The following is a 22,429-nucleotide window of genomic DNA, read 5'->3' on the forward strand; positions in this document are numbered from 1 at the left end:
GGACAGGAAGGAATCCGCCATGTTGATGCCGTTGCGATGCCGGTGCGGCCAGGTCCGGGGCGAGCTCGACCTCGCCGGCGCCCATGCGCGGGCGACCTGCTACTGCCGTGACTGCCAGGCGTTCGCGCGTTTCCTCGGCGGCGACGGGCTGCTCGATGCGCGCGGCGGGACCGACGTGGTGGCCTCCGCCCCCGACGCGGTCCGGATCACCGCCGGCATCGAGCAGGTGGCCTGCATGTCGATGAGCCCCAGGGGGCTGCTGCGCTGGTATGCCGCCTGCTGCCGCACGCCCCTGGCCAACACCTCGCGCGATGCGAAGCTGTACTACACCGGCCTGGTGGCCGCGTGCCTGGATGCGGCCCCCGCGGCCGTCGACGAGGCGCTGGGCCCGCGCGACCGGATCGTGGCCAATGCGGGCTCGGCCACCGCGCCGGTCGAGTCGTCGATGCTGCGCTTCCTGGCCGGCGGCGTGCGCATCTTCGGCCCGGTCATCGGCGCGAGGCTGCGGGGCCGGCGCGCCGGGGCACCGTTCTTCGATGCGCAGGGCCGGCCGCTGCGCGAGCCGGAGGTCGTCAGCCGCGAGCGGCGCCAGGCCCTGCAGCGTGGCGGGCCGGCGGGCGCCTAGCGTCCGCTGTCCCGGATCCAGGCGGCGGCCGCGCGCCCCGCGCGCAGGCCGCTGGCGAAGCAGGCGGTGAGCAGGTAGCCGCCGGTCGGTGCTTCCCAGTCCAGCATTTCTCCGGCGCAGAACACGCCGGGCAGGGCGGTCGCCATCAGGGCATGGTCCAGCGCTTCCAGGCGCACGCCGCCGCCGCTGCTGATCGCCTCGTCCACCGGGCGCGGCGCGCGCAGCACCAGCGGCAATCGCTTCAGCGCATCCGCGACCCGGTCCATGTCGGCCAGCGCGTCCGCGGGCAGGACTTCCCTCAGCAGCGCCGCCTTGACCCCGTCCACCGCCGCCTGCCGGCGCAGGTGCTCGCTGAGGCTGCGACCGTCGCGGGGCTTGGCCAGGTCGCGACGCAGGCGCTGCGCATCGCGGCCGGGGACCAGGTCCAGCCACAGGGTGGTGGCGCCGTCGCGGGCGATGGCATCGCGCAGCGGCACCGACAGGGCGTAAACCAGGCTGCCCTCGATGCCGCCGGCGGTAGCCACGCATTCGCCCTGCAGCGCATGCTCCGTGCCGCCGGCGTCGCGCCAGTGGGCGACCACCGGCCGGACCGGGGCGCCGGCGTGGCGCCCGGCGAAGTGGGGACTCCAGCCGACGTCGAACCCGCAGTTGCTCGGCACCAGCGGCGCGACGTCGACGCCGCGCTCCCGCAGCAGGCCGACCCAGCCGCCATCGGACCCCAGCTGCGGCCAGCTCGCACCACCCAGGGCGAGCACCGTGGCCGCGGCATGCACCACGCGCCCGCCCTCGGGGGTGTCGAACAGCAGCGCACCCGCATCGTCCCAGCCGCGCCAGCGATGCTGGACGTGGAAGCGCACGCCCTGGTCCCTGAGCCGGCGCACCCAGCCGCGCAGCAGTGGCGCGGCCTTGCGGTCCAGCGGGAACACGCGGTCGGAGCTGCCGACGTAGGTGTCCACCCCCAGGCCGCGGGCCCAGGCGCGCAGGTCGTCGGGCGCGAAGTCCCGCAGCCACCCGGCCACGTCGCCCTCGCGCGGCCCGAAGCGGCGTGCGAAGCCCGGCATCGGCTCGGCGTGGGTCAGGTTCAGTCCGCCCTTGCCGGCAATCAGGAACTTGCGCCCGACCGAGCCCTTGCCCTCGAACAGGTCCACGTCCACGCCGGTGGCGCGGGCCGCTTCGGCGGCCATCAGGCCGGCCGGGCCGCCGCCGACGATGGCCACGCCAGGCAGGCGGGCGGCCACGGCTGGAGCGTGCGGGACCGGGGGCATGGCGTTCAGCGGGGCGTGACGTCGAGCAGTTCGACCTCGAACACCAGCGAGGCGTTCGGCGGGATCACGCCGCCCGCGCCCTTGCGTCCATAGGCCAGGGCCGACGGGATCAGCAGCGTGCGCCGGCCGCCCACGTGCATCCCCGCCACGCCGTCGTCCCAGCCGCGGATGACCTGGCCGGCGCCGAGCAGGAAGGTGAACGGCTCGCCGCGGTCGCGCGAGCTGTCGAACTTCTCGCCGCGCCGGTCGGGCGCGTGCTGGTCGTAGAGCCAGCCGGTGTAGTGCACGGTGACATCGCTGCCCGGCGAGGCGAGCGCGCCGGTGCCGACCGCATCGTCGATCCGCTGCAGTTCGGCCACGCTGCCGCCAGGCGGGATCGCATCGCTGCCCGGACCACAGGCGGACAGCAGGAGGGCGACGGACAGGCAGAGCAGGGCGGGCAGGCGGGACATGGATGATCCGGGGTTCGCGCGGGCGGCAAGGGTAACCGATGCGTCGCCCCGTTCCGGCACGGCGTTTATGATCGCGGGCATGGCCAAATTGCTGTTCAACCTGCGCAACGTGCCGGACGACGAAGCCGACGAGGTGCGCCAGCTGCTGACCGCGCACGGCGTGGACTGGTACGAGACCCGGCCGGGACCGTGGGGAATATCCACCGGCGCGCTGTGGCTGGAGGATGCGTCGGCCTATCCGGAGGCGCGACGCCTGCTCGACGCCTACCAGGACACGCGCCGCGAGCGGGCGCGGGACGATGCGCGCCTGCATGGGCGCGAAAGCTTCCTCGAACTGCTGGCGCGGCGCCCCGGGTACGTGCTGCCGCGGCTGCTGGCGATCGTGGCGATCGTTGCGCTGGTGCTGGCGCTGCCCTGGCTGCTGTTGCGCTGACCGGGCCGGCGGCGGGCGCCCCGTACAATGGCGGCATGCTCAATGTCGCCGCCTACCACTTCACCGCCCTCGACGACCCCGGAGGGCTGGCCGACCGCCTGCGGCAGGCCGCCGCCGAAGCCGACCTCAAGGGCACGATCCTGCTGGCGGCCGAAGGCATCAACCTGTTCCTGGCCGGCGCGGACGACGCCGTGCGCGGGTTCGTCGACGGGCTGCGCGTGGACCCGCGCTTTGCCGGGATGCAGGCCAGGTACAGCCACAGTGCGGCGGTCCCGTTCGCCCAGCTGAAGGTCAAGGTCAAGCCGGAGATCATCAGCTTCCGCCATCCGGCGGCCACCCCGCTGGCCAGCGGCGAACGCGCCCCGGCGGTCGATCCGCCGACCCTGGCGCGCTGGCTGGCGCAGGGCGCGCGCGACGACGAGGGCAGGCCGGTGGTCCTGCTCGATACCCGCAATGCGCAGGAAGTCGAACACGGCAGCTTTTCCGGTGCGCTGACCCTGCCGATCACGCGCTTCACCGAGCTGCCCGGGGCGCTGGCCCCGCATCGCGAGGCCCTGCGCGGGGCGACGGTGGTGAGCTTCTGCACCGGCGGCATCCGCTGCGAGAAGGCGGCGCTGTGGATGCGCCAGGATGGAATGGACAACGTCCTGCAGCTGGAGGGCGGAATCCTCGGCTATTTCGAACAGGTCGGCGGGCTGGGTTACGAGGGCCGCTGCTTCGTGTTCGACGGGCGCATCGCCCTCGATCCGCAGCTGCGATCGCTGGCCGGCTGAGGTCCGGCGGCACGCGCGGGCACGTCCCGTGAAAAAATTCACGCCGAAGGCTTGCGCATCCCGAAAAGCCTGAATACAATTTCGCTCCTCAGCTCGTGGGGCCATAGCTCAGCTGGGAGAGCGCTTGCATGGCATGCAAGAGGTCGCCGGTTCGATCCCGGCTGGCTCCACCAACTCCGCACCTTCGGGTCGGAGGGGCGACAGGTTCAAGTCCCCATCGTCTAGAGGCCTAGGACATTACCCTTTCACGGTAGCGACCGGGGTTCGAATCCCCGTGGGGACGCCAATTCAGTAGACGGATCAGCAGCTTACGCAGGGTTGACCGATCTACCCACCTAACGACCCACCTACGGGCGTTGGATGGGATGAGACGACGAAGCCGCCCTCTTGGGCGGCTTTTTCTTTGGTGTCGCAACCTATGCGACACCGTCCTACTACAACAACCCTACCAATCATCGTAGGGGGCATCATGGCTAAGTGGGCCGATTACGGCATTTCGGCTGTCCGGTACAACGCGGCGCACACGCACATCGACCGGGTACGCATCCATCAGGACAACGGCGATAGCTTCGGCCCCGCTGCCGAGCACGAGCGCGCGACCATCGTTAGAGCGATCAAGGACGGGGTTACGTTCATTACGATCCCCCAAGCGAACGGGCAGTGGCAGAAGGGACAGCCGGTCTACATCATCAAGGTCAACGGGGTCGAGTACATCAAGACCGTGGACAATGGACAGGCCCGGGACAACCTCGAAAATCTGCCGGAGTTCTGACTGGCGGTGGGGACTCGGGCTATCTTGCGCGCATGGCCAATCCGCGACTGACACCTGACCAACTCGACCTCGCCCGCGCCTTGCTCGATGAAGTGCGGGCGAGGCTCGTGGGCCTGAGCGGCGGCGACAAGGAGCTGCTCTTTGCCTATCGCAGGAAGCTCGCGAAGGAGCTGTCTTATGACGAGCGCAGCAAGCCAATGGAACGGCGCAGGCTCAAGCAGTTCAAGATGAAAGAACAGGGCGGCATCTGCCCCCTATGCAACGAGGCGCTACCCGAGCGGGGTGCCGTCCTCGACCGCGCCCGGGCTATCGACGGCTACACGGCCGAGAACACCCGGCTGATCCATGCCGACTGCGATACCGCCCAGCAGGCGGCGAAGGGGTACACCTAGCCCATCGCCTTCTCGACAAGCGGGAACGGTCGTGCATTACTTGCGGCTTTCCGGCAGAGAGCTTGGCAAGTGAAGATCGTCCACATCGAGTCCTTGATTTCAAAGGGTCCCTATCCGGAATCGGAGGAATGGAGGAGCCAGCGGGAACATATCAAGCGCGCTATTGAGGGAAACGTCTGGCCGCCAGGCTCCGACAAGTTCACGATTCACGCTCAAAGTGGCAAGAAAAGTGGGGAAGGAAATGGCGTTAAGCCCATCAAGGCAATGACGTTGGATGCCATGACCGGCGGAAAAATGGACTCGTACAGTGCCTTGAGGAAACAAGGCAAGTTGCCCACGACGCCTAGTTGGGTCATGGAGGTGCCATTTCCGCCGCACCATCTGCCAAAGCCAAAGGTGAAGCGCAACAAGGACGACACGAAGCCGGAAAAAGTTTTGAAGCCCGGCAAGAGCGATTTAATCTATCTCAATGGCGAAGGATTAATTTGCTTCGAGTGGGAAACCGGAAACATTTCATCCAGTCACCGCTCGCTCAATAAGCTCGCGCAAGGACTGATGCTCGGACACATTCAAGCTGGCGTTCTTGTCGTTCCATCGCGAAAAATGTATCAGTACTTGACGGATCGAGTAGGCAACTACGAGGAGTTGGCTTGGTACTTCCCACTCTGGAAGTCGATCAAATGTGACAACGGAGTGTTGGAGGTTTTCGTGGTTGAGCAGGACGCGGACGATAGCAAATCTTCGGTCAAGGTCCAGCGGATCGGGAAGGGAACGGATGGCCTCGCCGCCCAGGGGGCGGCGCGACTTGCCAAAAAGGTGAAAGCGATGGAAAAAGCCGCGAAAGACTAATCGACGTCCACTACGTCGCCATTGCGGTGCAAAAACAGATCGCCATGGACTCGCTCGGCGATAACGGAAGCAAAATCAATGTCCGTCCCCATCCATCGGCGGTGCTTCGCCTCGCACACCGCGAAAGTGGTGCCGCTCCCGCCGAAGGGGTCTATAACAAGATCACCCGGCTCCGTCGACATTTCGATGACTCGATCCAGTAGCTTCGATGAAAGCGCGTTTGCCTTGCGGTCACCGGACTTGTATTTGGAGTGCCGCACCGGAGGAATGTCGTCCCATACATCGGAGAGGTTGACGCCCTTCGGATTCATCGCGTCACGATGGCCGCCGTAGTCCTTGACCTCGCCGCCACAGTGCCGACAAGTCTGGATTGGGGTGCGGATTTTCCGGAAAGTCTTTGGCTTCCCCTTCGTGAAGTACAAAAGGCTGTAATGCGCGGGATAGAGTCGTTTTGCGATGGGAAGCCCGAGCTTTAGATTGATCGCGATCCAGTGACGGAACTCTAAGCCAATCTCCGTCATGTGCGAGCCTAAGAGAACGTTCCATCGGGGGATGTTGTAGAGGAAAAACGATCCTCCAGGCTTGAGCGTGCGCGCAGCCTCGTTGATCCAACTCCTACACCACGCCAAATACTCCTCTGTCGTGAGGTCGTCATTGGACCGCGCGCCGTAAATCTTCTTGAGGTTGAAGGGTGGGTCCGCAAAGACAGTGTCCACTGTTTCATCTTCGATGCTTTGGAGGAAGACATTGCAATCCTCGCCGAAGATCGCACCATGCTCGGTACGGGAGTAAGGCTTGATGGTCGCCTTCTTCCTCAGATAGGCGCGTTCGTTGAAAGCTGGACCAGCTAGGTCGAACTTCGCATGTGACGCCTTCCCAGAATCCTGCTTAATTTCCCCATCCTCGAACATATGCGCCTTTCGTGTGCGAATTGGGCGACGTTCCTACCAAGATGCGTCGCACGTAGAAGTTGTAGAGCTATCGTAACTGGTAGCTTGTCGGATCGGAAACTCACGCGGTGAGACTCAATCTACAGTCAGGGGAAAACCCACCGCGGCCCCTCGCCCAGCAGGGACCGCGGCGCGAGCCGCCAGCCCCGCGAGGTCTGGATACGTCCGGCCACGAGGCCGTCCAGCGAATCGGGCCTAAGTCCGTGTTCCTCGCGCATTTCGGCCTTGGTGCGGGACACGATCCGCCCGGACTCGACGTGCTGCCAGCGGTAGGTGCGTTCGTCGCGGTGGAAGCCCCGGGCACGCTCCCGGTAGGCAGGATCGGCCCATCGGGCCTTCATTTGGGCGGATATACGTGCCCGGAAGCCGGGGTCGGCCCATAGCTGGGTCATCGCATCCCGGGTCGCGGCTACCTGCCGGGAAACAGCCTCCTCCGGCGCGCGCCGCCCGGAGTCCGCACTCCCACGCGCGCCGGAGTCAGCTGTAGGGTCGGGGCCTCCCGGTAGCGCCAGGTCAGCGCGACGCTTCGCCACCAGGAGGCCCGATAGGGTCAGCGACCGCGGCGGGTCGCCGCGGCACGCTTCTTCTGCTGGGCCATCTTGGCGTTGCGCTCAGCCTGCTTCTTCTCGTGGACGGCCTTAGCCTTCCGGACATTGGGGACAGCGCCTTTCATGCCGCGCCCTCCTCATCCTCACCCGAGGCCTGCGCGATGGCGCGGGCCGCCAGCGCGTTGCTCAGATTGGCGATGGGGTCGGCCTTGCCGCGCACGAACTCGTCATTGGCCGCCCGGGCGCTGGACTCAGCCAGCAGCACACCCTTGAGCTTGCCCACGACCTCGGCGTGCTGCGCGCCCCACACCCTCTCGGCAAACGCCGCCACCGAGAACGGGCGCCGGTCCGAGGGGCGGCGGTCTACCACGGTCGCGACAGCGGCAGCCAGAGGCATGTCCCCGGTGGCAATCGCGGTGATCGCCGCGGTTTCCAGCTCGACCGGACCAGCGCCTTCGAGCTGCATCTGGTATTGCGTGCGCCGGGCCTCGCCCAGGGCGACACGGCCGAGCATCTGCGCCGGCGACTGGCACAGCGTCAGGAGGAACGCGGCATCGGCGGCGACCTTCGCCAGCGGGCGCAGGAGTTCCTCGCGCTGTCCGCGGCTCGATTCCACGATGGTCAGGCGGAACTTGGCGATGCGCGAGGCGAGCTGCCGCTTGGCGAGCTGCTTGGCGACGGCGCGATTGGCGGCATCCGTCTCACGGACAAGGTCGTCACCGTCCCGGCTGAAGCGGTCGCGGGCGTCGGCGACCTGCTGCTGGATGTTGGCGATGCGCGCACCGAAGGCGGTGGCCAGTTCGGCGGCCCGGGCCGCGATCCGGTCGATGTTCTCGACGGTCAGCGGAACATCGGTGGGGATGGTCTTGAAATTGACGTTGGGCATGGGGGCTATTCCTCAGCGCGCGGCCCAGCCAGTGGGGCCGCTCGCTTCCGACCATATGGACCGGATTTGCCCCGCGCGAGTGTTATTTCTTGGGTCGCTTTACTTCTTCGGCCGCAAACGGCACGCATCGTATGGAATTCGTGGACTCGTCCCGACGGCAGTCCATCCGCTCGACTTCTTGTTGAAGTTGACGATTCCCATAGGGCCGCTTGGAAAACCGCGCGGACTCGACCACCTCGACCCGCACCGGCGGCTGCGCGCGCGGCGAGTACGTGCCCACCTTCGCCCGCTCCAATGTTGCCCGGGCATTGAACCGATCCGGTTGTCCGGCATTTGCGCTGCCGGCAGTCAGGGAAAGCGCCAAAAGCATGTAGGAAATTCGCACCGTCATCTCCTCGGTCAAATCCACACCACCCGTTCCTCACGCGGCATCCGCGGCTCAGGCAGGAAGCCCGTCTGCGTCACGCGCCCGCCGACCTCGCCTGCGATCCCGTAGCTGGTCGCGTCGAGGAAGTGGTCATTGGCCGAGCTGTCGCAGTCATCGGGCACCCTCGAATCACGCGGCAGACTCGGGACCGTCGCCAGCCACATGCGGCACCGGCGGGCGACAAAGAACTCGCCGTTGACCATGAGCTGCTTTAGATGCTCGAAACGTGGGACGCGCGCACCCTTCTTAGCAGGCGAGACACGCACCCCAGCCTCGCGGAACAGATCGGCGATGGATGCCTCCGCCCGACCCATCTGGCGCGCCTCGGCGGCCGAATCGATCACGCCACGCGCCCGGACACCGTTGCGCGCCGCCAGCGCATGCAGCGAAGGCGCAATCTGGCCCGGAGTCCGGCCAGTACCCCGGGCGATGTTGCGTGGATCCATTTCGGCATGTTCATCGAACACCACCCACGCACCTCGCGGCATCACCCGGTCATCCGGCAGACGGACTCCGGAGGCGAGCTGCCCGACAAGGACCGTCGCGCAGGGCGCGGCGCTGCCCCAGTCGATGGATAGCTTGAGCGAGGCGAAGCAATCCAGCGGCACGTCGTGATGGTCGATGACCATGCGCTCGGCGTTCCATATTCCTTGGAAGAAATCGCCGACCAGTGCCGACCAGTCGCCCAAGCGCATCGCGCGGTAAAGGGCCGGATCAGTGCGCGCCAGCACCTCGAAGTTGCGGCGGTACGCCTCCGGCAGGTGCGGATTGTCGTCCAGCCGCGACGGTGCGTAGACCCACGTATTGCCCTCGAACTCGAACGGCACCCAAGGCTCGCGAGCGGTGACGTAGCGCTCGGCGAGCGCGCCGTGATTCGTGCCGCCCGGGTTGCCGGAAAGCACCATCCGCAGCGGCACGTCCTTGCCTCGCAGTGAGAGCCCGAGCTGGTCGATCACTTCGATGGCGGGACCCTCGCCAGCCTCATCGCACGCGATCAGTGTGTAGGACATACCCTGCGCCACGTCAGAAAGCGCCGACGCCGATTCGACGTGCGTCAGCTGGATCGTGGCGCCGTTCGGCAACCGGAACATGGCGTCGTTCTGGTTGTAGGCAATGTCGCGCCCATAGGCGGAGCGCAGGAGCTGGCGCATTTCCTCAGCGAACTGGCCCAGCGACTTCAACCGGCGGCGGGTCACGAGAACCCGGGCGCGGTTCTTGTACTGGTCGCAATGGCGCAGGAGCAGGAACTGCACGGCCATCGACTTGCCGCCGCCGCGGCCTCCGCCCAGGAACACGAAATGATCCTCTGGCACGGACAGGACCTGCGTCTGGAACGGGGTCGGCCGAATCTCAACGCTCATGGGTCAGGGCCCCCGGCTGCTGGACTGCGATCACCTGGGCGTACTCGGTCGGCGACAGGGCCGCTTGGATGTAGATAGCGACACGGGGCACCTCGGCGTTGCCGTCGCCCCGGTTGAGCTGGAACACCCGGTCGGCAAGGAACTCGGCCGCCCGCTCGCTGCCCTCCCGCATCCGCTGCTTCATGCAGGCGATGATGTCCCCGGCACCTTCGGCGCGACCTTCCTCCAAGGCCAGCGCGAGCGGCGACAGCTCGCCGGCCTCGGTGTCCTCCTTCAGGGCCTTCCACTGCGGCAGGGTCAGGCCCAGGGCGCGGCGGATGGTGTGCTCGCGGCAGCCCTCCTGAGCCAACAGGCGGACGGTGTCGAGGTTCTGCGGGGTCAGGTCCGGCAAGGTCAGGCCGTGCATGCCATGTTCTCCCGCACCCGATAGATGACCGACATGCTGACCCGGGTCAGCCGGGCGATCCGGTTGATCGGCGTCTTTGCACCTAGGAGTGCCGCTATGCGGCGTTCGGTCTCCGCCGGTACCGGAGGCCGGCCGAGACGCTTCCCTTGCCGCCGGGCACGATCTAGGCCCAGTAGCGTGCGCTCGCGGATCAGCTCCCGCTCGAACTCCGCCAGCGATCCCATCACGTTGAACATCAGCCGCCCAGCCGGGGTGGAGGTGTCCATCGCGAGATTGCGGACGAACAGGCCGACGCGGAGGGCTTCCAGCTCGGCGGCCAACTGCACGAGGTGCGGCAGGCTACGGCCGAGCCGGTCGAGCGCGGTCACCGCGACCATATCCACCTGCCGGCGGACGGCGGCCTGCAGCATCGCGTCCAGCGCCGGGCGCTTGTCTCGGCCCTTGGTGCCGCTAATGCCTTCATCGGCAAACTCGGCCACGATGGTGTGGCCTGCGGCCCGGGCCCACTCCCGCAGCGCGATCAGCTGGTTCTCAACGGTCTGGTCCTTGTGCGTGGATACCCGCACGTACAACGCCACCTTCGCCATTCTCATTCTCCTGTGAGACGGCGTAGACCATAGCTGGCCGGCATTCGGAAATCGACCGATTAACTGGCAGGCAGAACTGGGAAAGTTGTTGAGTGGAAATCGTGGAGTGCGGCGCGTGGCAGGCCGGAGACGATTTCCGAATGGTGGCTTGGCACAGGTGGGCGGCGGCGCGGTGCGATCTGCTCAGAGGGGAGGGCGGAACGCCCCGGAACGCTGCGGAACGCCGCCCAGCAGAAGCGTTCCGGTCGGTAATCCGTGGACTTTTCGCTACTTCGGAACGCCGGAACGCTGGAATAGGTAGAAATCTTCGGGGAGCAGTAGAGCGACCGGCTCGCGCCGTGTCCTGAGCGCGTCCCCGGCACTTACCCGAAACAGTCTCTATAGAAATCCAGCGTTCCGCGTTCCGGGGCGCCGATTTTCATACCTAAGTCCCAGCACCTCTTGAGGATTCTGCCGGAACGCTGGTCGAGCCACTTTAGCGTTCCGGGCTGGCCGAGAAGCAACCGGTAAGCCGTTCTAGCAATAGCCGAACGACGGGGAAGGCTCATGAAGCTATCAATGCTAGCCCTCATCTTGCTGCCGTTTGCCTTTAGTTTGGCAGAGGCGGCTGAGTCGAATAAATCCCCATCCCTGCGTGAATTACAGCAGATCACCGATCGCTCGGTGCGATACGTCGATAGGCAATTGGAGGCCAACAAACGTCGAGCAGCTGAAATCGAAGCTGCGCAATCGGAAGAACGCATGGTCGATCATGCTGAGTCCGGTGCAGAAGCGATGGAAGCAGCAGCAGAAAATCTGGGTAACGCCGCGTCGCCCAATCCTCTCTCTAAGACGAAGGCCGGTTTAGGCGGAGGCCAAGCTGTCGCCGCGATTAGCGAGCAAAAGGCAATCGAGCAGAACTTCATGGAGTCCGTGGTAGATGGGAAGGCAGAACTCCAGCGTCTATCCGACGAGAGACGCGAACTCATCAAATTGCGGAACAAGCTCGCGGAGGTTCAAAGTAGCATTGTACAAGCTCGTCGCAATCTCGCAGCGAAACAGAAGGCCGCCAAGGAGCAGGCAGAGCGTGAAATGTTGGCGTCTCAGCAAGCCTCATCACAGCCTCAATCGCAGGCAACTAGCAAATCTAAATCCACAGGAGGTGAGCCTCGTGGACGTGCTGGGGATCGCGCGGGAGATATCAGAAGTGGCGGAGTTGGGCCACGCAATGATGGCCCCAAGAATGATGGACCAAAGAACGACGGGCCCAAGAACGATGGGCCCAAAGATAGGGGTCCGGACATCAGGCTTAACTAGAACGGCGCCCCTCCACCCGGCTTATCATCACCCGGCCACACATAGATGCGCTGCTTTTCGCCTGCAACCCGAACCGAGCCCTTCACGATGACCCAGCCGAGCGCCATCATCGCCTCGCGCACCTTGCGCGGGACCGCGCCGCAGCGTTCTTTCATTGGTATTTCGAGGTATCGATACACGGCTTCATTGGTCACGATCCAGCGGCCATCACGCTTGCCGGTCGGAGCCAGATTTTCCAGCCTTTCGACATAGCCGTCATCGACCACTCGACGTTCGGCCTGGGCCTCCTTTGCGCCCGTTGCAGCATCGCCAAACAGGGTTAGCCGGTAGCTACCTGAGCGGTAGCGCGCCAAGGCTTCGGCGATCAGTTGGTCCCGCACCGCACGCAGGCCGTCGAGGTCGATCACGCCCACCGCAATCGGCCAGAAGCGCCGGTTCTCGGTGGGATCGAGCAGGAACCGTTCCTCATTGGTCGTGCCGGCAAGGACATACCGGCGCGGAACCGTGACCGCGCAGCGAGCATAGGCCGGGCGTCCGGTGTCGGCCTGCCGCGCAATCGTCGCCTTCAGGGCCGACACGTCGCGCTTCCCCATGCCATCCAACTCGGCGCATTCCAGTATCCAGATGCCGCGGGTCACTTCGAGAACCTCGCGGACGTCGCGCGCGCCAAGAAACGAGGCATCGGAGAAGAAGTCGTCACCGGCGATGATCCGCAACGCCGTGGACTTGCCGACACCTTGCCCACCCAGCAGGACGGGCATGTAATCGAACTTGGTCCCGGGCTCGTAGGCACGCACGACGGCGGCAACAAGCCACGTTGCCCCGGCATCGCGCACGTATGGACTCGCTTCGGCTCCGCAGTAGTCGACCAGCCACGAATCCAGCCGCGGGACGCCGTCCCATGCGGGCAGCAATTCGAGGTGATCGAGCAGCGAATCAAAGCGGTTCTCCGTGCATAGGGACATGACCGCCTTGTTGGTGCTCAGCTCTCCGGGATCGAAGCCGAAGCGCCGGAAAATTTCATCGCGCAGGATGCGCTCGGCATGGTCGGAGAACTCACCTGCAAACTCCTGAAGCTCATGGGCACCTACAAGGTGGCGGTCCCTGAACTTGTCATAGCGACACTCGACGCCCATCAATTGCAGCGCAACGCGCGTGTTCCAGTAGCTGGGGAGTGGCTCGCCTGCCTTGTTGGTCCGGTCCCAGCGCAGGGAGGCCTGCTTCTCGACCTCGGCGCGGGCTTTTTGCACCTGTCCCCATGCGTAGACCATAGGCTTCTGCTGGGCGAGTACATGCGCTGCGCCGCCGTTGTTCTTGTCGAGTAGGACGGCGACAATCAGTTCATCCGGGATACCCGCGCGAGTGAGGCCGCAGCAGATGGCCCAAGTCGCCTCCGACCGGGATGGGTACTTGCCGGGATCGGCGTCGCGTCCGTGGACCAGCGCGGCCAGCGCTGCGTCCGGGAGTACCTTCCCGTTGGCCGTCGCCCATGCTTCGAGTTCGGCGACACCGTAGGGGCCAGCCGGAACCGGGGCAGGCTTCTGCGTGGCGCTAGGGGCCTTCCTGCTGGCAGTTGGCTTCGCAAGGGCAGAATTGGCGACGATAGCCGGGAACGCTGACAGCGGATAGGGCGCGCCGGAGGGGCAGTCGTACACTTTCGCATCGGTCGGCGTACGGCCACGCTCCCGTTTCGTCTCGTTGGGCAGGTTCCGGGTGAACGGCAGCCGCAAAAGCCTGTCGATATTGTGCGTTCCCTTGTCCCCGCCCAGACGGTTGACGAGTTCGCGCGTGTAGCGTTCGGCATCGGCGATCTTGTCGGCGTCGCCATCCACGTCGATAGGCTCCGCGAGCCGCCACAATGCGTTGTAGCCGTTCCCGCTATCAACCGTGATGGACGGTGCCGGATAGCCTTTTTCGTGGAGGCTTCCGTTCAACAGCTTGCGGATACGCGCGCGTTCGGCGTCGAGGTCCTCACCACTGAACGGATCGAGGTCACAGAACAGGAACTCCACGCGGGCAATGTCGGCCTTCGTCGGCTTTTTGTTCACTGGTCCGCGCGTCGGCTGCGGCGTGAAGTACACGTTCTTACCGGCGGCGTTCTGTTCAAGCGCCCAGCGTTCCGCGGCGGCGTAGTCAGTGAAAGTTGCGGTTGTCGTCTTGCCGTCGGGAACAATCGAAGTCAGCGCAACGCTACCGGCAGGGCGAAGCCAGTTCAGGAATTCGGCGATGTTCGTCGGAGTCATTCACGCGACTCCCTACGGAGGTGGGCCTTGTGGCTCAGGTAGATGCCGCGGCCATACTGCTTCTCGAACTTTCCCCACATCGATTTGGGTGGAGCATAGGAGCGTCCATCCATGATGCTGGCGCAGATCAATACCAACTCGCGATGGCGCTTGAAATCGGGACTGCCGTCATCTTCTGCGTTTAGGCGAGAAACAAGATCATCGACCTTGAGACTTGCCTGAAGGATCAATTGTGCGTCATCTTCTTCGGTGATATCAGCCCCTAGCGGGAACACCTCGATGGGTGAAATGCGCAGCATCCACGCTACAAAGGCGGCATCGATTCGCTCCGGCTCACGAGGGGCAGCCGTTAGCCCCTTCTGCTTCTTGATCATGGCTGCGTCCTCAAAACCTTGCGGACTGGCTATCGCGCCAGTCGGCCAGCTCGGATTCGAGGAAGTAGGTGACGCGCTCGGACAACTTGCGCGGACGAGGAAAGGTCGGCTCGTCTTTCAGCTTGCGCCAGAGGGAGCTCAAGCCGATGCCGAGAAACTCGGCGGCTTGCTTCGGGCGCAGGGACTTCGATGCTTGCGTTTGCATTGGGCTGGTTCCGATAAGGGCCCACGCACCCAACAAAAAGGGCAGCGCGAGCCGTTGTTGGCTCACACTGCCCCGTCGCATCGCGCTCAGGTATCGAACAACTCCGGCTAGGGCTTTCCGCTGGATCGGCGGGACGCATCGCGCGCACGACCGCTAACGTTTGTTGTTCGGCAGCAATCTTGTCCCACGTCCGCATCTCGCAGCAGGGATCGAGTTCGATTCTCCTGAAAAACGTCGGGAAGTCTAGCGAAACGTCGCGTTATCCGATTTGAGTCCCGAAGAAGTTGCCGAAGAAGTAAACCGTGTTGGCGATGAAAAGCGTAGCCGTCTCGCGAGGTTGCGTGATTTATGAATCAATCACTACCGGACTTCATGCCGATTGAGTCTTGTTACAGAACTTCGCCCAATCGCTCATCAGCCCGGCACGAAGGATCAAAAGTTCATCGCGTGCATAGGCGGCGCGCGTCGCATCGTTGTTCACGTGCGCAAGCGCGAGTTCGGACACCTCATCGGCGTACTGCGTTTCACTGCGTGCCCAGTCCTTCATCGCGCTGCGGAAGCCATGTGGAACCGCAATCTCGCCATAGTTGGGGTCGAAGTAGCCGACGCCACCGGCTTTCACGTCCGCGGCGTGCATGTCCTTGATCAATTTCGGTAACGCGGCATCGGAAAGCGGATCGCCTTTTGTGTTCGCGAATGGATAGACCTTCCGGCCAGCTTTCTTCTGCCTCTTGAGGAGGGCGATAGCCATATCCGAAAGCGGTACGCGATGGATGCGATCTTCCTTCATCCGCTCCGCTGGAATCGTCCAGAGCTTCTTTTCTAGGTCGAACTCGGACCATGTTGCGCCCCGTACTTCTCCTGGACGCGCAGCAGTCAGGATGAGGAACTCCAGCGCGCGTGCGGAGTCGCCGCCACGCTTGCCCAGTGCCCGGATGAACTCGGCGGTGCGTGCGTAGGGTAGCGCTGGCTGGTGTTGCTCATTGTGGCGGGGCTTGCCCAAAAGGGTTTCAAGGCAACCCTTCCACTCGGCCGGGTTGTCACCGATGCGATATTTCTTGGCCTTTGCATAGTCGAAAACGGCTTTGATCCACTGACGCAGCTTGCGCGCGGTGGGATGCTTCGATTGCCAGATGGGTTCGAGGACCGCCGCGACTTCCTCGTTGGTGATCTCGCCGACGATCCGCTTGCCGAGCGCGGGATGCACGTAGGTGTCGAAGCGAGAGCGCCATAGGGCAGCCGTCTTACCGCCCTTCATCGAGAGGCGCTTGACTTCCAAGGTCGCCCGCTCGCACTCGGCGAAGGTCTTTTGCCGTGCCTGCTCGGCGAGAGCGGCGCTCGCTGCTGCCTTCCGTTCGGTGATCGGGTCGCACCCGCGGGCGATTTGTACCCGGACTTCCTCAGCTTTGGCCCGGGCATCCTTCAAGGGCACGTCGGGGTAGCGGCCCAAGCCGAATTCACGGCGTAGCTGCCGGAACACCCCCGGCTGCGCAGGGTGCGGCCGTTTGCCTACGGTGATCCGTAGGAGCCATGACTTGCCCCCGCTCGGGGCGACCTGCAGGTACAGCCCGGGAGACTCGCCGCCAACGGCGTAGCTCTGAGGGATCGTCTGCCCGCGGACTGGCCGCAAGTTTTCCACGGCCTTCGCCGACAGCATTTTGGCTGCTTTTGGCATCGTACTACCCACCTTCCTACCCGCCTACCGGACGGCGATAGTACGGGATTCGGCGAGGTGACGCTAGACCAAAACTATTCTCAACTTGCTGATATACAAGCTATTTTTATGGATCTATTAGCGTCTAACGAGGTGTCGCTACGTCTCTAGTATGGCTTCCCGTGGGGACGCCAACTGGAACACCACGCAGGGCTGCCGCAAGGCGGCCCTTCGTGTTTCCAGGCCGATGGCGTGCGAACCGCTGATCCCATGGTGGCGTGCCGGTGGCTTCGACGCGCTGCCCGACGGAATGCGGCATCGCATGCGGCGGTCTTCGCGCGCGGTCTTCGCGCACCGCTGCGCAATGCCCGGTGTCGGGCGACCTGTAGCCGATCGCCCGGCCTCCCGCGTGGGCCAAAAGACGTGGTGCCTCCTGGCCGCTCCGTCGCGGACGCGCACGGTCGCAGAATTGGCGGCGATGAACACGCAGTACCCGCACCACGACGCGCTCGCCCGACCTCTTTACGTGCGGCGGGACGTGCACAACGGCGAAGACATCCTCGAATGGGCCCGGGCCCAGGGGTTCGCGTCCCTGGTGGAGCGGGCGACGCTGCACGTGACCGTCGCCTACAGCCGCCAACCCCTGCTCTGGCAGCGGGCGCATCGCGCGCACGATGACGGGACGCCCGTTCATCTGTTCGTACCTTCCGATCCGGCGCGTGCGGTCCAGTCCATGTCTGCAGGCGCGTGCGCGCTCGTATTCGAGAGCCCGGTGCTCGCGCGCCGGCACCACGAGATCCGCGCGGCCGGGGCCTCGTGGGACTGGCCGGACTACCGGCCCCACCTCACCTTCGCGCGTGATGCGGGGACGCGGGACCTGTCGCGTGTGGTGCCGTATTCCGGGCCGATCCTGCTTGGCCCGGAGGTATTCGCCGGCATCTGAAACGCTACCTGCGCAGCGGCGGCGAACGACACGGGCCCGCTTGTGCGGGCCCGTGCCGGTGAAGTCCGCGCCTGCGGCAGCGGACCAGGGGATCAGCGCTGCTGGCGGTGCTGATCGTTCTGCGGGTCCTGCTGCGGGCGCTGCTGCGGGTTGCGACCCTTCTGCTGGTCGTTCTGGTCCTGCCACTGCTGCTGCTGGCCCGGCTGCGAGGGTTCGCGCTGGTTCTGGCGCTGCTGATCGTTCTGGTTCTTCTGGTTGGCCATGTCGGCTGTTCCCGATCAAGCGGCCGTGATTGGCCGCAGGCGAACGATGCAGGGGCGGCGGTAAATCCCGGGTGGACTGTTCGCTACAGCGGCGTAAGGTGTTCAGCTTCCCGGCTGCGCGGTGAAACGTTCATCGACGCGGCCGCCGTTCATGCCGGCGCAGGCGCAGCGCGTTCACGACGACCGAGAACGAGCTCAGGCTCATCGCGAGCGCCGCGAGCATCGGCGACATGACCAGCCCGGTGAACGGGTACAGCGCCCCGGCGGCGACCGGAACGCCCAGGGCGTTGTAGAGCAGGGCGAACGCCAGGTTCTGGCGCATGTTGCGCACGGTCGCGACGGAGATGCCGATCGCCTCGGCGATGCCGCGCAGGTCGCCCTTCACCAGGGTCACCTGCGCGCTGGACATGGCCACGTCCGTGCCGGTGCCCATCGCGATCCCGACGTCGGCCGCGGCCAGGGCCGGGGCGTCGTTGATGCCGTCGCCCGCCATCGCCACCCGGCGGCCCTCCTGCCGCAGTCGCGAAAGCAGCGCGACCTTTCCGTCCGGCGTCATCTCGCCATGCACTTCGTCGAGGCCGAGCTGCCGGGCGACGGCCAGCGCGGTCGCGCGCCCGTCGCCGCTCGCCATCACCAGCCGCAGTCCGCCTTCGTGCAGCCGTGCGAGGGCCTCCGGCGTGCCCGGTTTGACCGGATCGGCGACCGCGAGGAAACCCGCTGCGACGCCGTCGACCGCCAGGAACACCACGCTTGCGCCGTCGTTCCGCATCGTCGCGGCACGGGCGTCCAGCGCGGTGCAATCGACGCTGGCCGCGCGCATCAGCGCGGGCGAGCCGAGCAGCAGCGCCGATCCGGCCACGCGCCCGCGGACACCGGTGCCCGCACCGGATTCGAACCCATCGACCGGCAACAGGTCCAGGCCCCGGCGACGGGCTTCGGCGACGATGGCGTGCGCGAGCGGGTGCTCGCTGCCGGCGTCGAGGCTGGCGGCCAGGGTGAGCACCCGCACCGGATCCCAAGCGGCGGCGGCCACGGCCTCCCGGAACACCGGACGCCCCTCGGTCAGCGTGCCGGTCTTGTCGAACACGACGGTATCGACTTCGCGCAGGCGCTCGATCGCTTCCGCATCGCGGAACAGCACGCCGGCCTGCGCGGCGCGTCCGGTCGCCACCATCACCGACATCGGGGTGGCCAGGCCGAGTGCGCACGGGCACGCGATGATCAGCACCGAGACCGCATGCAGGATCGCGCGTGTCCACGAAGGCTCGGGGCCGGACAGCCCCCATGCCAGCAACGACAGCAGCGCCGCGCCGAGGACCGCCAGCACGAACCAGTAGGAGACGCGGTCGGCGAGCTTCTGCATCGGGGCACGCGAACGTTGCGCCTGCGCGACCAGCTGCACGATCCGGGCCAGCACCGTCGTTTCGCCCACGCGCGTGGCCTGCATCACCAGCGCGCCGCTGCCATTGAGCGTCGCCCCGACCAGCGCATCGCCCGGGGCCTTCGCCACCGGGACGGCCTCGCCGGTGAGCATGGATTCGTCCACGTGCGAGCGCCCCTCGAGCACGATCCCGTCCACCGGGACCTTCTCGCCGGGACGCACGCGCAGGCGGTCGCCTGGCTGCACCTGCGCCAGCGGGACATCCTGCTCGCCGCCGCCCGGGTCCAGCCGCCGGGCGCTGGCCGGGGCCAGTTCCAGCAGGGACCGGATCGCCTCGGACGTGCGCGAGCGCGCCCTGAGTTCCAGCAGCTGGCCCAGCAGCGTCAGCGAAACGATGACCGCCGCGGCCTCGAAGTAGACACCGACCCGCCCGTGTTCGCGGAACGCGGGCGGAAACACCTGGGGTGCCAGCGTTGCCACGATGCTGTACGCGTAGGCCGCCAGCACGCCGGTCCCGATCAGCGTCCACATGTTCGGCTGCCGGGTCGCGATCGAGCCGGCCCAGCGCTGCAGGAAGGGCCAGCCGGCCCAGAGCACGACCGGCGTGGCCAGCACCAGCTCCAGCCACGTGCGCGCGGTCGCGGTCAGCAGCGGGACCAGGTGGCCGAACATCGCCAGCAGCATGGTCGCCAGGCTCAGCGGCAACGACACCAGGAAGCGGCGCCTGAAGTCGACCAGTTCCGGGTGCTCGCCATCGTCCAGGCCCGGGGTCAGCGGTTCCAGCGCCATGCCGCAGATCGGGCAGCTCCCGGGACCATCCCGCAGCACTTCCGGATGCATCGGGCAGGTGTAGGTCGCGTCCGGCGGCGCGGCGGCCGGACCGGGCGCCTGGAGGTAGCGGGCGGGATCGGCCAGGAAGCGGTCGCGGCAACGCGCGGAGCAGAAGTGCCAGTCGATGCCCGCATGCGCGGCCCGGTGCGGACTGCGGCCAGGCTCGACCTGCATGCCGCACACCGGATCGCGGACGCCGGCGTCGTCGCGCGGGGACGTGCCCGCGTGGGCATGGCAGCAATGGCCGGGTCCGGCAGGCGTTTCGCCGGGCGGGTGTCCGTGGCTCACCGTTCCGCCCCCGAAAGCGCGGACATGATCGGGCACTCGTCCAGGCCGCCGTGGCCCGGGCACGCGTCCACCAGTACCCGCAGGGCGTCGCGCACGCGCTGGAGTTCGACGATGCGCTGGCCGATCAGCGTGAGCTTTTCCTGCGCCGCGGCGCGCACGCTGCCCATGTCGGCGTGCCGGGCGTCGCTGAGCGCGAGCAGGCCCCGGATTTCGTCCAGGGTGAAACCCAGCTCCTTGGCCCGCCGGACGAAGCGCAGGCGCCGCGCATCTTCCGCGGCGTACTGCCGGTATCCGTTGGCGCCGCGCGGGGCAGGGGGGAGCACCTGTTCGCGCTCGTAGTAGCGGATCGTGTCGATCGGCACGCCCGCCTGGCGCGCCAGCTGTCCGATGTTCATGGCCGTTCCCGATGCGTCGATAGGAACAGTGTGGACCCTTGAGTGAACTACAGAGTCAAGCACATGGCAAACCAGGCGAGAAAGATCGCCTTATTGGAGGAAAGTAAAGATATTTTCTTCCCGGCGCCCCGGTGGTACGGCACGCGCTGATACGTCCGGCCGGGGTGGGCAGACAGCGGGATGGTGCCGGTTCGAGGGCGGTCGGGACCGGTTTCGCGGTCCGCATCCGTCCCGCGACCGCCGCCCCGGGTGTTGCCCGGCGGCGCGTTGCAATTGTCGATGCGCCGGCACAGCATGGCCCCGACGCCGCCCCGGCGGCCAGGGAAGGGGTAGGGCATGGCATCGGTCGACGGGAAGATGTCGCGGCTGCAACTCACCGCGATGGTGGTCGGAGGCATGGTCGGGGCGGGCATCTTCTCGCTGCCGCGCACGTTCGCGGGCGCCACCGGGCCGCTGGGCGCGGTCATCGCATGGCTCATCGCCGGCACCGGCATGTACATGATGGCGCGCGTGTTCCAGTTCCTGGCCGAACGCAAGCCGGCCCTGGACGCCGGCGTGTTCGCCTACGCGAAGGACGGCTACGGCGACTATCCGGGCTTCCTGTCCGCGTTCGGCTACTGGATCGGCAGCTGCATCGGCAACGTGTCCTACTGGGTGCTGATCAAGTCGACCCTCGGCGCGTTCTTCCCCGTGTTCGGCGAAGGCAACACGATGGTGGCCATCGGCGTGGCCTCGGTCGGCATCTGGCTGTTCCACTTCATGATCCTGCGCGGGGTGCAGCAGGCCGCGGCGATCAACACGGTCGTGACCATCGCCAAGATCATCCCGATCGTGGTGTTCATCGGGATCATGGCCTTCGCCTTCAAGATGGACATGTTCCGGTTCAACTTCTACGGCGGCGGCCTGGAGGGCGGGATCGGCGAGCAGGTGCGCGCGACCATGCTGGTGACGGTGTTCGTGTTCCTCGGCATCGAAGGCGCGAGCGTGTACTCGCGCTATGCCCGCGAACGGCGCGACGTGGGCTTCGCCACGGTCAGCGGGTTCCTGCTGGTGACCACGCTGATGGTGCTGGTCACCCTGTTGCCCTACGCGGTCATCCCGCGCGAGGACATCGCCGGCATGCGCCAGCCCTCCATGGCCACGGTGCTCGAAGCCGTCGTCGGGCCGTGGGGGGCCATGTTCGTCAGCGTCGGCCTGCTGATTTCCGTCCTCGGCGCCTACCTGGCCTGGTCGCTGATCTGCGCCGAAGTGATGTCGGCGGCGGCGCGCACGCGCGCGATGCCGGCGCTGTTCGCCCGCGAGAATTCGGCAAAGGTGCCATCCGCGGCATTGTGGGCGACCAACCTGGTGACCCAGGCGATCGTGATCACCACCTACTGGTCCAACGATGCGTTCGCGCTGATGCTCAACCTGACCAGCTCGATGTCGCTGATCCCGTTCCTGCTGGTGGCCAGCTACGCCATGCAGCTGACCACCCGCGGCGACACCTACGACACGCTGCGGCCGGGCGACCGCACCCGCGACGTGGCCATCGCCGCCGTGGCCACGGTCTACACCGGCTACCTGCTGTACGCCGGCGGCCTGAAATTCCTCGTGCTGTCGGCCATCCTCTACGCCCCCGGAAGCCTGCTCTACGTATGGGCGCGCCGGGAGCAGGGGAGGAAGGTGTTCGAGCGCACCGCCGACCTGGTGCTCATGGCGCTGGCGGTGCTCGGCGCGGCGCTCGGCATCTACTGGATCGCCACGGGTTACATCGTGCTGTAGCCGGGCCATACGCCCGAAAATGGAACCGCCCCGGACAGGCCGGGGCGGTGAAGGCGAGGCACCAGG

Annotated in this window: 26 protein-coding genes and 2 tRNA genes; 11 read left to right on the forward strand and 17 right to left on the reverse strand. The window is 66.1% G+C overall.

Annotated features, from left to right (window positions below):
- Window positions 1-19: 19 nt before the first annotated feature.
- Window positions 20-625, forward strand: a complete 606-nt coding sequence (locus ACA089_RS03880) for a DUF6151 family protein (protein ID WP_372013543.1) — start codon at window positions 20-22, stop codon at window positions 623-625.
- Here ACA089_RS03880 and ACA089_RS03885 read toward each other — a convergent pair.
- Window positions 622-1,890 (reverse strand): TIGR03862 family flavoprotein, encoded by a 1,269-nt coding sequence (locus ACA089_RS03885; protein ID WP_372013545.1) that lies wholly within the window; start codon window positions 1,888-1,890, stop codon window positions 622-624. The two genes, ACA089_RS03880 and ACA089_RS03885, sit on opposite strands and share 4 nt — an antisense overlap.
- Window positions 1,891-1,895: 5 nt before the next feature.
- Window positions 1,896-2,333, reverse strand: a complete 438-nt coding sequence (locus ACA089_RS03890) for an FKBP-type peptidyl-prolyl cis-trans isomerase (protein WP_372017642.1) — start codon at window positions 2,331-2,333, stop codon at window positions 1,896-1,898.
- 88 nt (window positions 2,334-2,421) lie between these two features.
- Between ACA089_RS03890 and ACA089_RS03895 the strand changes: the two genes are divergently transcribed.
- From ACA089_RS03895 to ACA089_RS03925, 7 genes are all read left to right on the forward strand, one after another.
- Entirely contained in the window at window positions 2,422-2,775 is a 354-nt protein-coding gene (locus ACA089_RS03895; protein WP_372013547.1) for a DUF6164 family protein, read from the forward strand.
- A 35-nt stretch (window positions 2,776-2,810) separates the two neighbouring features.
- The gene (locus ACA089_RS03900) at window positions 2,811-3,548 is read left to right on the forward strand and encodes a sulfurtransferase (protein ID WP_372013549.1); all 738 of its coding nucleotides are present in this window, start codon (window positions 2,811-2,813) and stop codon (window positions 3,546-3,548) included.
- Window positions 3,549-3,645: 97 nt separating this feature from the next.
- Window positions 3,646-3,721, forward strand: a tRNA-Ala gene (locus tag ACA089_RS03905).
- Between the two features lie 37 nt (window positions 3,722-3,758).
- Window positions 3,759-3,834: transfer RNA gene (locus ACA089_RS03910), tRNA-Glu, on the forward strand.
- A gap of 183 nt (window positions 3,835-4,017) precedes the next feature.
- A complete protein-coding gene (locus ACA089_RS03915) occupies window positions 4,018-4,320 on the forward strand; it encodes a DUF3892 domain-containing protein (protein ID WP_372013551.1) in 303 nt (100 codons plus the stop codon).
- Between the two features lie 32 nt (window positions 4,321-4,352).
- Window positions 4,353-4,712, forward strand: coding sequence for a hypothetical protein (locus tag ACA089_RS03920; protein WP_372013553.1), 360 nt, complete (start codon window positions 4,353-4,355; stop codon window positions 4,710-4,712).
- Window positions 4,713-4,781: 69 nt separating this feature from the next.
- A complete protein-coding gene (locus tag ACA089_RS03925; protein WP_372013554.1) occupies window positions 4,782-5,561 on the forward strand; it encodes a PDDEXK family nuclease in 780 nt (259 codons plus the stop codon).
- Here ACA089_RS03925 and ACA089_RS03930 read toward each other — a convergent pair.
- From ACA089_RS03930 to ACA089_RS03965, 8 genes are all read right to left on the reverse strand, one after another.
- Entirely contained in the window at window positions 5,558-6,472 is a 915-nt protein-coding gene (locus ACA089_RS03930; RefSeq protein ID WP_372013556.1) for a DNA-methyltransferase, read from the reverse strand. The two genes, ACA089_RS03925 and ACA089_RS03930, sit on opposite strands and share 4 nt — an antisense overlap.
- A 125-nt stretch (window positions 6,473-6,597) precedes the next feature.
- Window positions 6,598-6,852, reverse strand: coding sequence for a hypothetical protein (locus ACA089_RS03935; RefSeq protein ID WP_372013558.1), 255 nt, complete (start codon window positions 6,850-6,852; stop codon window positions 6,598-6,600).
- Between the two features lie 209 nt (window positions 6,853-7,061).
- A complete protein-coding gene (locus ACA089_RS03940; protein ID WP_372013560.1) occupies window positions 7,062-7,184 on the reverse strand; it encodes a hypothetical protein in 123 nt (40 codons plus the stop codon).
- Window positions 7,181-7,945: a hypothetical protein gene (locus ACA089_RS03945; protein ID WP_372013562.1), complete on the reverse strand. Its 765-nt coding sequence runs from the start codon at window positions 7,943-7,945 to the stop codon at window positions 7,181-7,183. The genes ACA089_RS03940 and ACA089_RS03945 overlap by 4 nt, the downstream gene beginning before the upstream one ends.
- 82 nt (window positions 7,946-8,027) lie before the next feature.
- Window positions 8,028-8,354, reverse strand: coding sequence for a hypothetical protein (locus tag ACA089_RS03950; protein ID WP_372013564.1), 327 nt, complete (start codon window positions 8,352-8,354; stop codon window positions 8,028-8,030).
- Window positions 8,345-9,733 carry a phage terminase large subunit gene (locus ACA089_RS03955; RefSeq protein WP_372013566.1) on the reverse strand — a complete coding sequence of 463 codons (1,389 nt, stop codon included), beginning with the start codon at window positions 9,731-9,733 and terminating at the stop codon, window positions 8,345-8,347. Before ACA089_RS03955 ends, ACA089_RS03950 begins: the two co-directional genes overlap by 10 nt.
- Window positions 9,723-10,139 (reverse strand): hypothetical protein, encoded by a 417-nt coding sequence (locus tag ACA089_RS03960; RefSeq protein WP_372013568.1) that lies wholly within the window; start codon window positions 10,137-10,139, stop codon window positions 9,723-9,725. The genes ACA089_RS03955 and ACA089_RS03960 overlap by 11 nt, the downstream gene beginning before the upstream one ends.
- A complete protein-coding gene (locus tag ACA089_RS03965) occupies window positions 10,127-10,726 on the reverse strand; it encodes a recombinase family protein (protein ID WP_372013570.1) in 600 nt (199 codons plus the stop codon). The genes ACA089_RS03960 and ACA089_RS03965 overlap by 13 nt, the downstream gene beginning before the upstream one ends.
- A 558-nt stretch (window positions 10,727-11,284) precedes the next feature.
- Here ACA089_RS03965 and ACA089_RS03970 point away from each other — a divergent pair.
- On the forward strand, window positions 11,285-12,022 hold the full coding sequence (locus ACA089_RS03970; protein ID WP_372013572.1) for a hypothetical protein: 738 nt from the start codon (window positions 11,285-11,287) through the stop codon (window positions 12,020-12,022).
- Here the strand turns inward: ACA089_RS03970 and ACA089_RS03975 are convergent.
- The 4 genes from ACA089_RS03975 to ACA089_RS03990 all read right to left on the reverse strand — a co-directional run bounded on the left by ACA089_RS03975 (window position 12,019) and on the right by ACA089_RS03990 (window position 16,501).
- Window positions 12,019-14,265 (reverse strand): VapE domain-containing protein, encoded by a 2,247-nt coding sequence (locus ACA089_RS03975; RefSeq protein WP_372013574.1) that lies wholly within the window; start codon window positions 14,263-14,265, stop codon window positions 12,019-12,021. The genes ACA089_RS03970 and ACA089_RS03975 overlap by 4 nt on opposite strands.
- Complete coding sequence (locus tag ACA089_RS03980; protein WP_372013576.1) at window positions 14,262-14,639, reverse strand: hypothetical protein; 378 nt, start codon at window positions 14,637-14,639, stop codon at window positions 14,262-14,264. The genes ACA089_RS03975 and ACA089_RS03980 overlap by 4 nt, the downstream gene beginning before the upstream one ends.
- A 10-nt stretch (window positions 14,640-14,649) precedes the next feature.
- The gene (locus ACA089_RS03985) at window positions 14,650-14,844 is read right to left on the reverse strand and encodes a helix-turn-helix transcriptional regulator (protein ID WP_372013578.1); all 195 of its coding nucleotides are present in this window, start codon (window positions 14,842-14,844) and stop codon (window positions 14,650-14,652) included.
- Window positions 14,845-15,214: 370 nt separating this feature from the next.
- Window positions 15,215-16,501 carry a tyrosine-type recombinase/integrase gene (locus ACA089_RS03990; RefSeq protein ID WP_372013580.1) on the reverse strand — a complete coding sequence of 429 codons (1,287 nt, stop codon included), beginning with the start codon at window positions 16,499-16,501 and terminating at the stop codon, window positions 15,215-15,217.
- A gap of 475 nt (window positions 16,502-16,976) precedes the next feature.
- Between ACA089_RS03990 and ACA089_RS03995 the strand changes: the two genes are divergently transcribed.
- Window positions 16,977-17,441: a hypothetical protein gene (locus ACA089_RS03995; protein ID WP_372013582.1), complete on the forward strand. Its 465-nt coding sequence runs from the start codon at window positions 16,977-16,979 to the stop codon at window positions 17,439-17,441.
- A gap of 92 nt (window positions 17,442-17,533) precedes the next feature.
- Here the strand turns inward: ACA089_RS03995 and ACA089_RS04000 are convergent, their stop codons facing one another.
- The 3 genes from ACA089_RS04000 to ACA089_RS04010 form a co-directional block, all read right to left on the reverse strand.
- Window positions 17,534-17,704: a hypothetical protein gene (locus ACA089_RS04000; protein WP_372013584.1), complete on the reverse strand. Its 171-nt coding sequence runs from the start codon at window positions 17,702-17,704 to the stop codon at window positions 17,534-17,536.
- Between the two features lie 130 nt (window positions 17,705-17,834).
- A complete protein-coding gene (locus ACA089_RS04005; RefSeq protein ID WP_372013586.1) occupies window positions 17,835-20,204 on the reverse strand; it encodes a heavy metal translocating P-type ATPase in 2,370 nt (789 codons plus the stop codon).
- Window positions 20,201-20,599 carry a heavy metal-responsive transcriptional regulator gene (locus ACA089_RS04010; RefSeq protein WP_372013588.1) on the reverse strand — a complete coding sequence of 133 codons (399 nt, stop codon included), beginning with the start codon at window positions 20,597-20,599 and terminating at the stop codon, window positions 20,201-20,203. The genes ACA089_RS04005 and ACA089_RS04010 overlap by 4 nt, the downstream gene beginning before the upstream one ends.
- Before the next feature lie 336 nt (window positions 20,600-20,935).
- Between ACA089_RS04010 and ACA089_RS04015 the strand changes: the two genes are divergently transcribed.
- The gene (locus ACA089_RS04015; protein ID WP_372013590.1) at window positions 20,936-22,363 is read left to right on the forward strand and encodes a basic amino acid/polyamine antiporter; all 1,428 of its coding nucleotides are present in this window, start codon (window positions 20,936-20,938) and stop codon (window positions 22,361-22,363) included.
- Window positions 22,364-22,429: the final 66 nt, after the last annotated feature.

The organism is Pseudoxanthomonas fibrivorans, assembly GCF_041464125.1.
In the GTDB taxonomy this organism is placed as follows: domain Bacteria; phylum Pseudomonadota; class Gammaproteobacteria; order Xanthomonadales; family Xanthomonadaceae; genus Pseudoxanthomonas.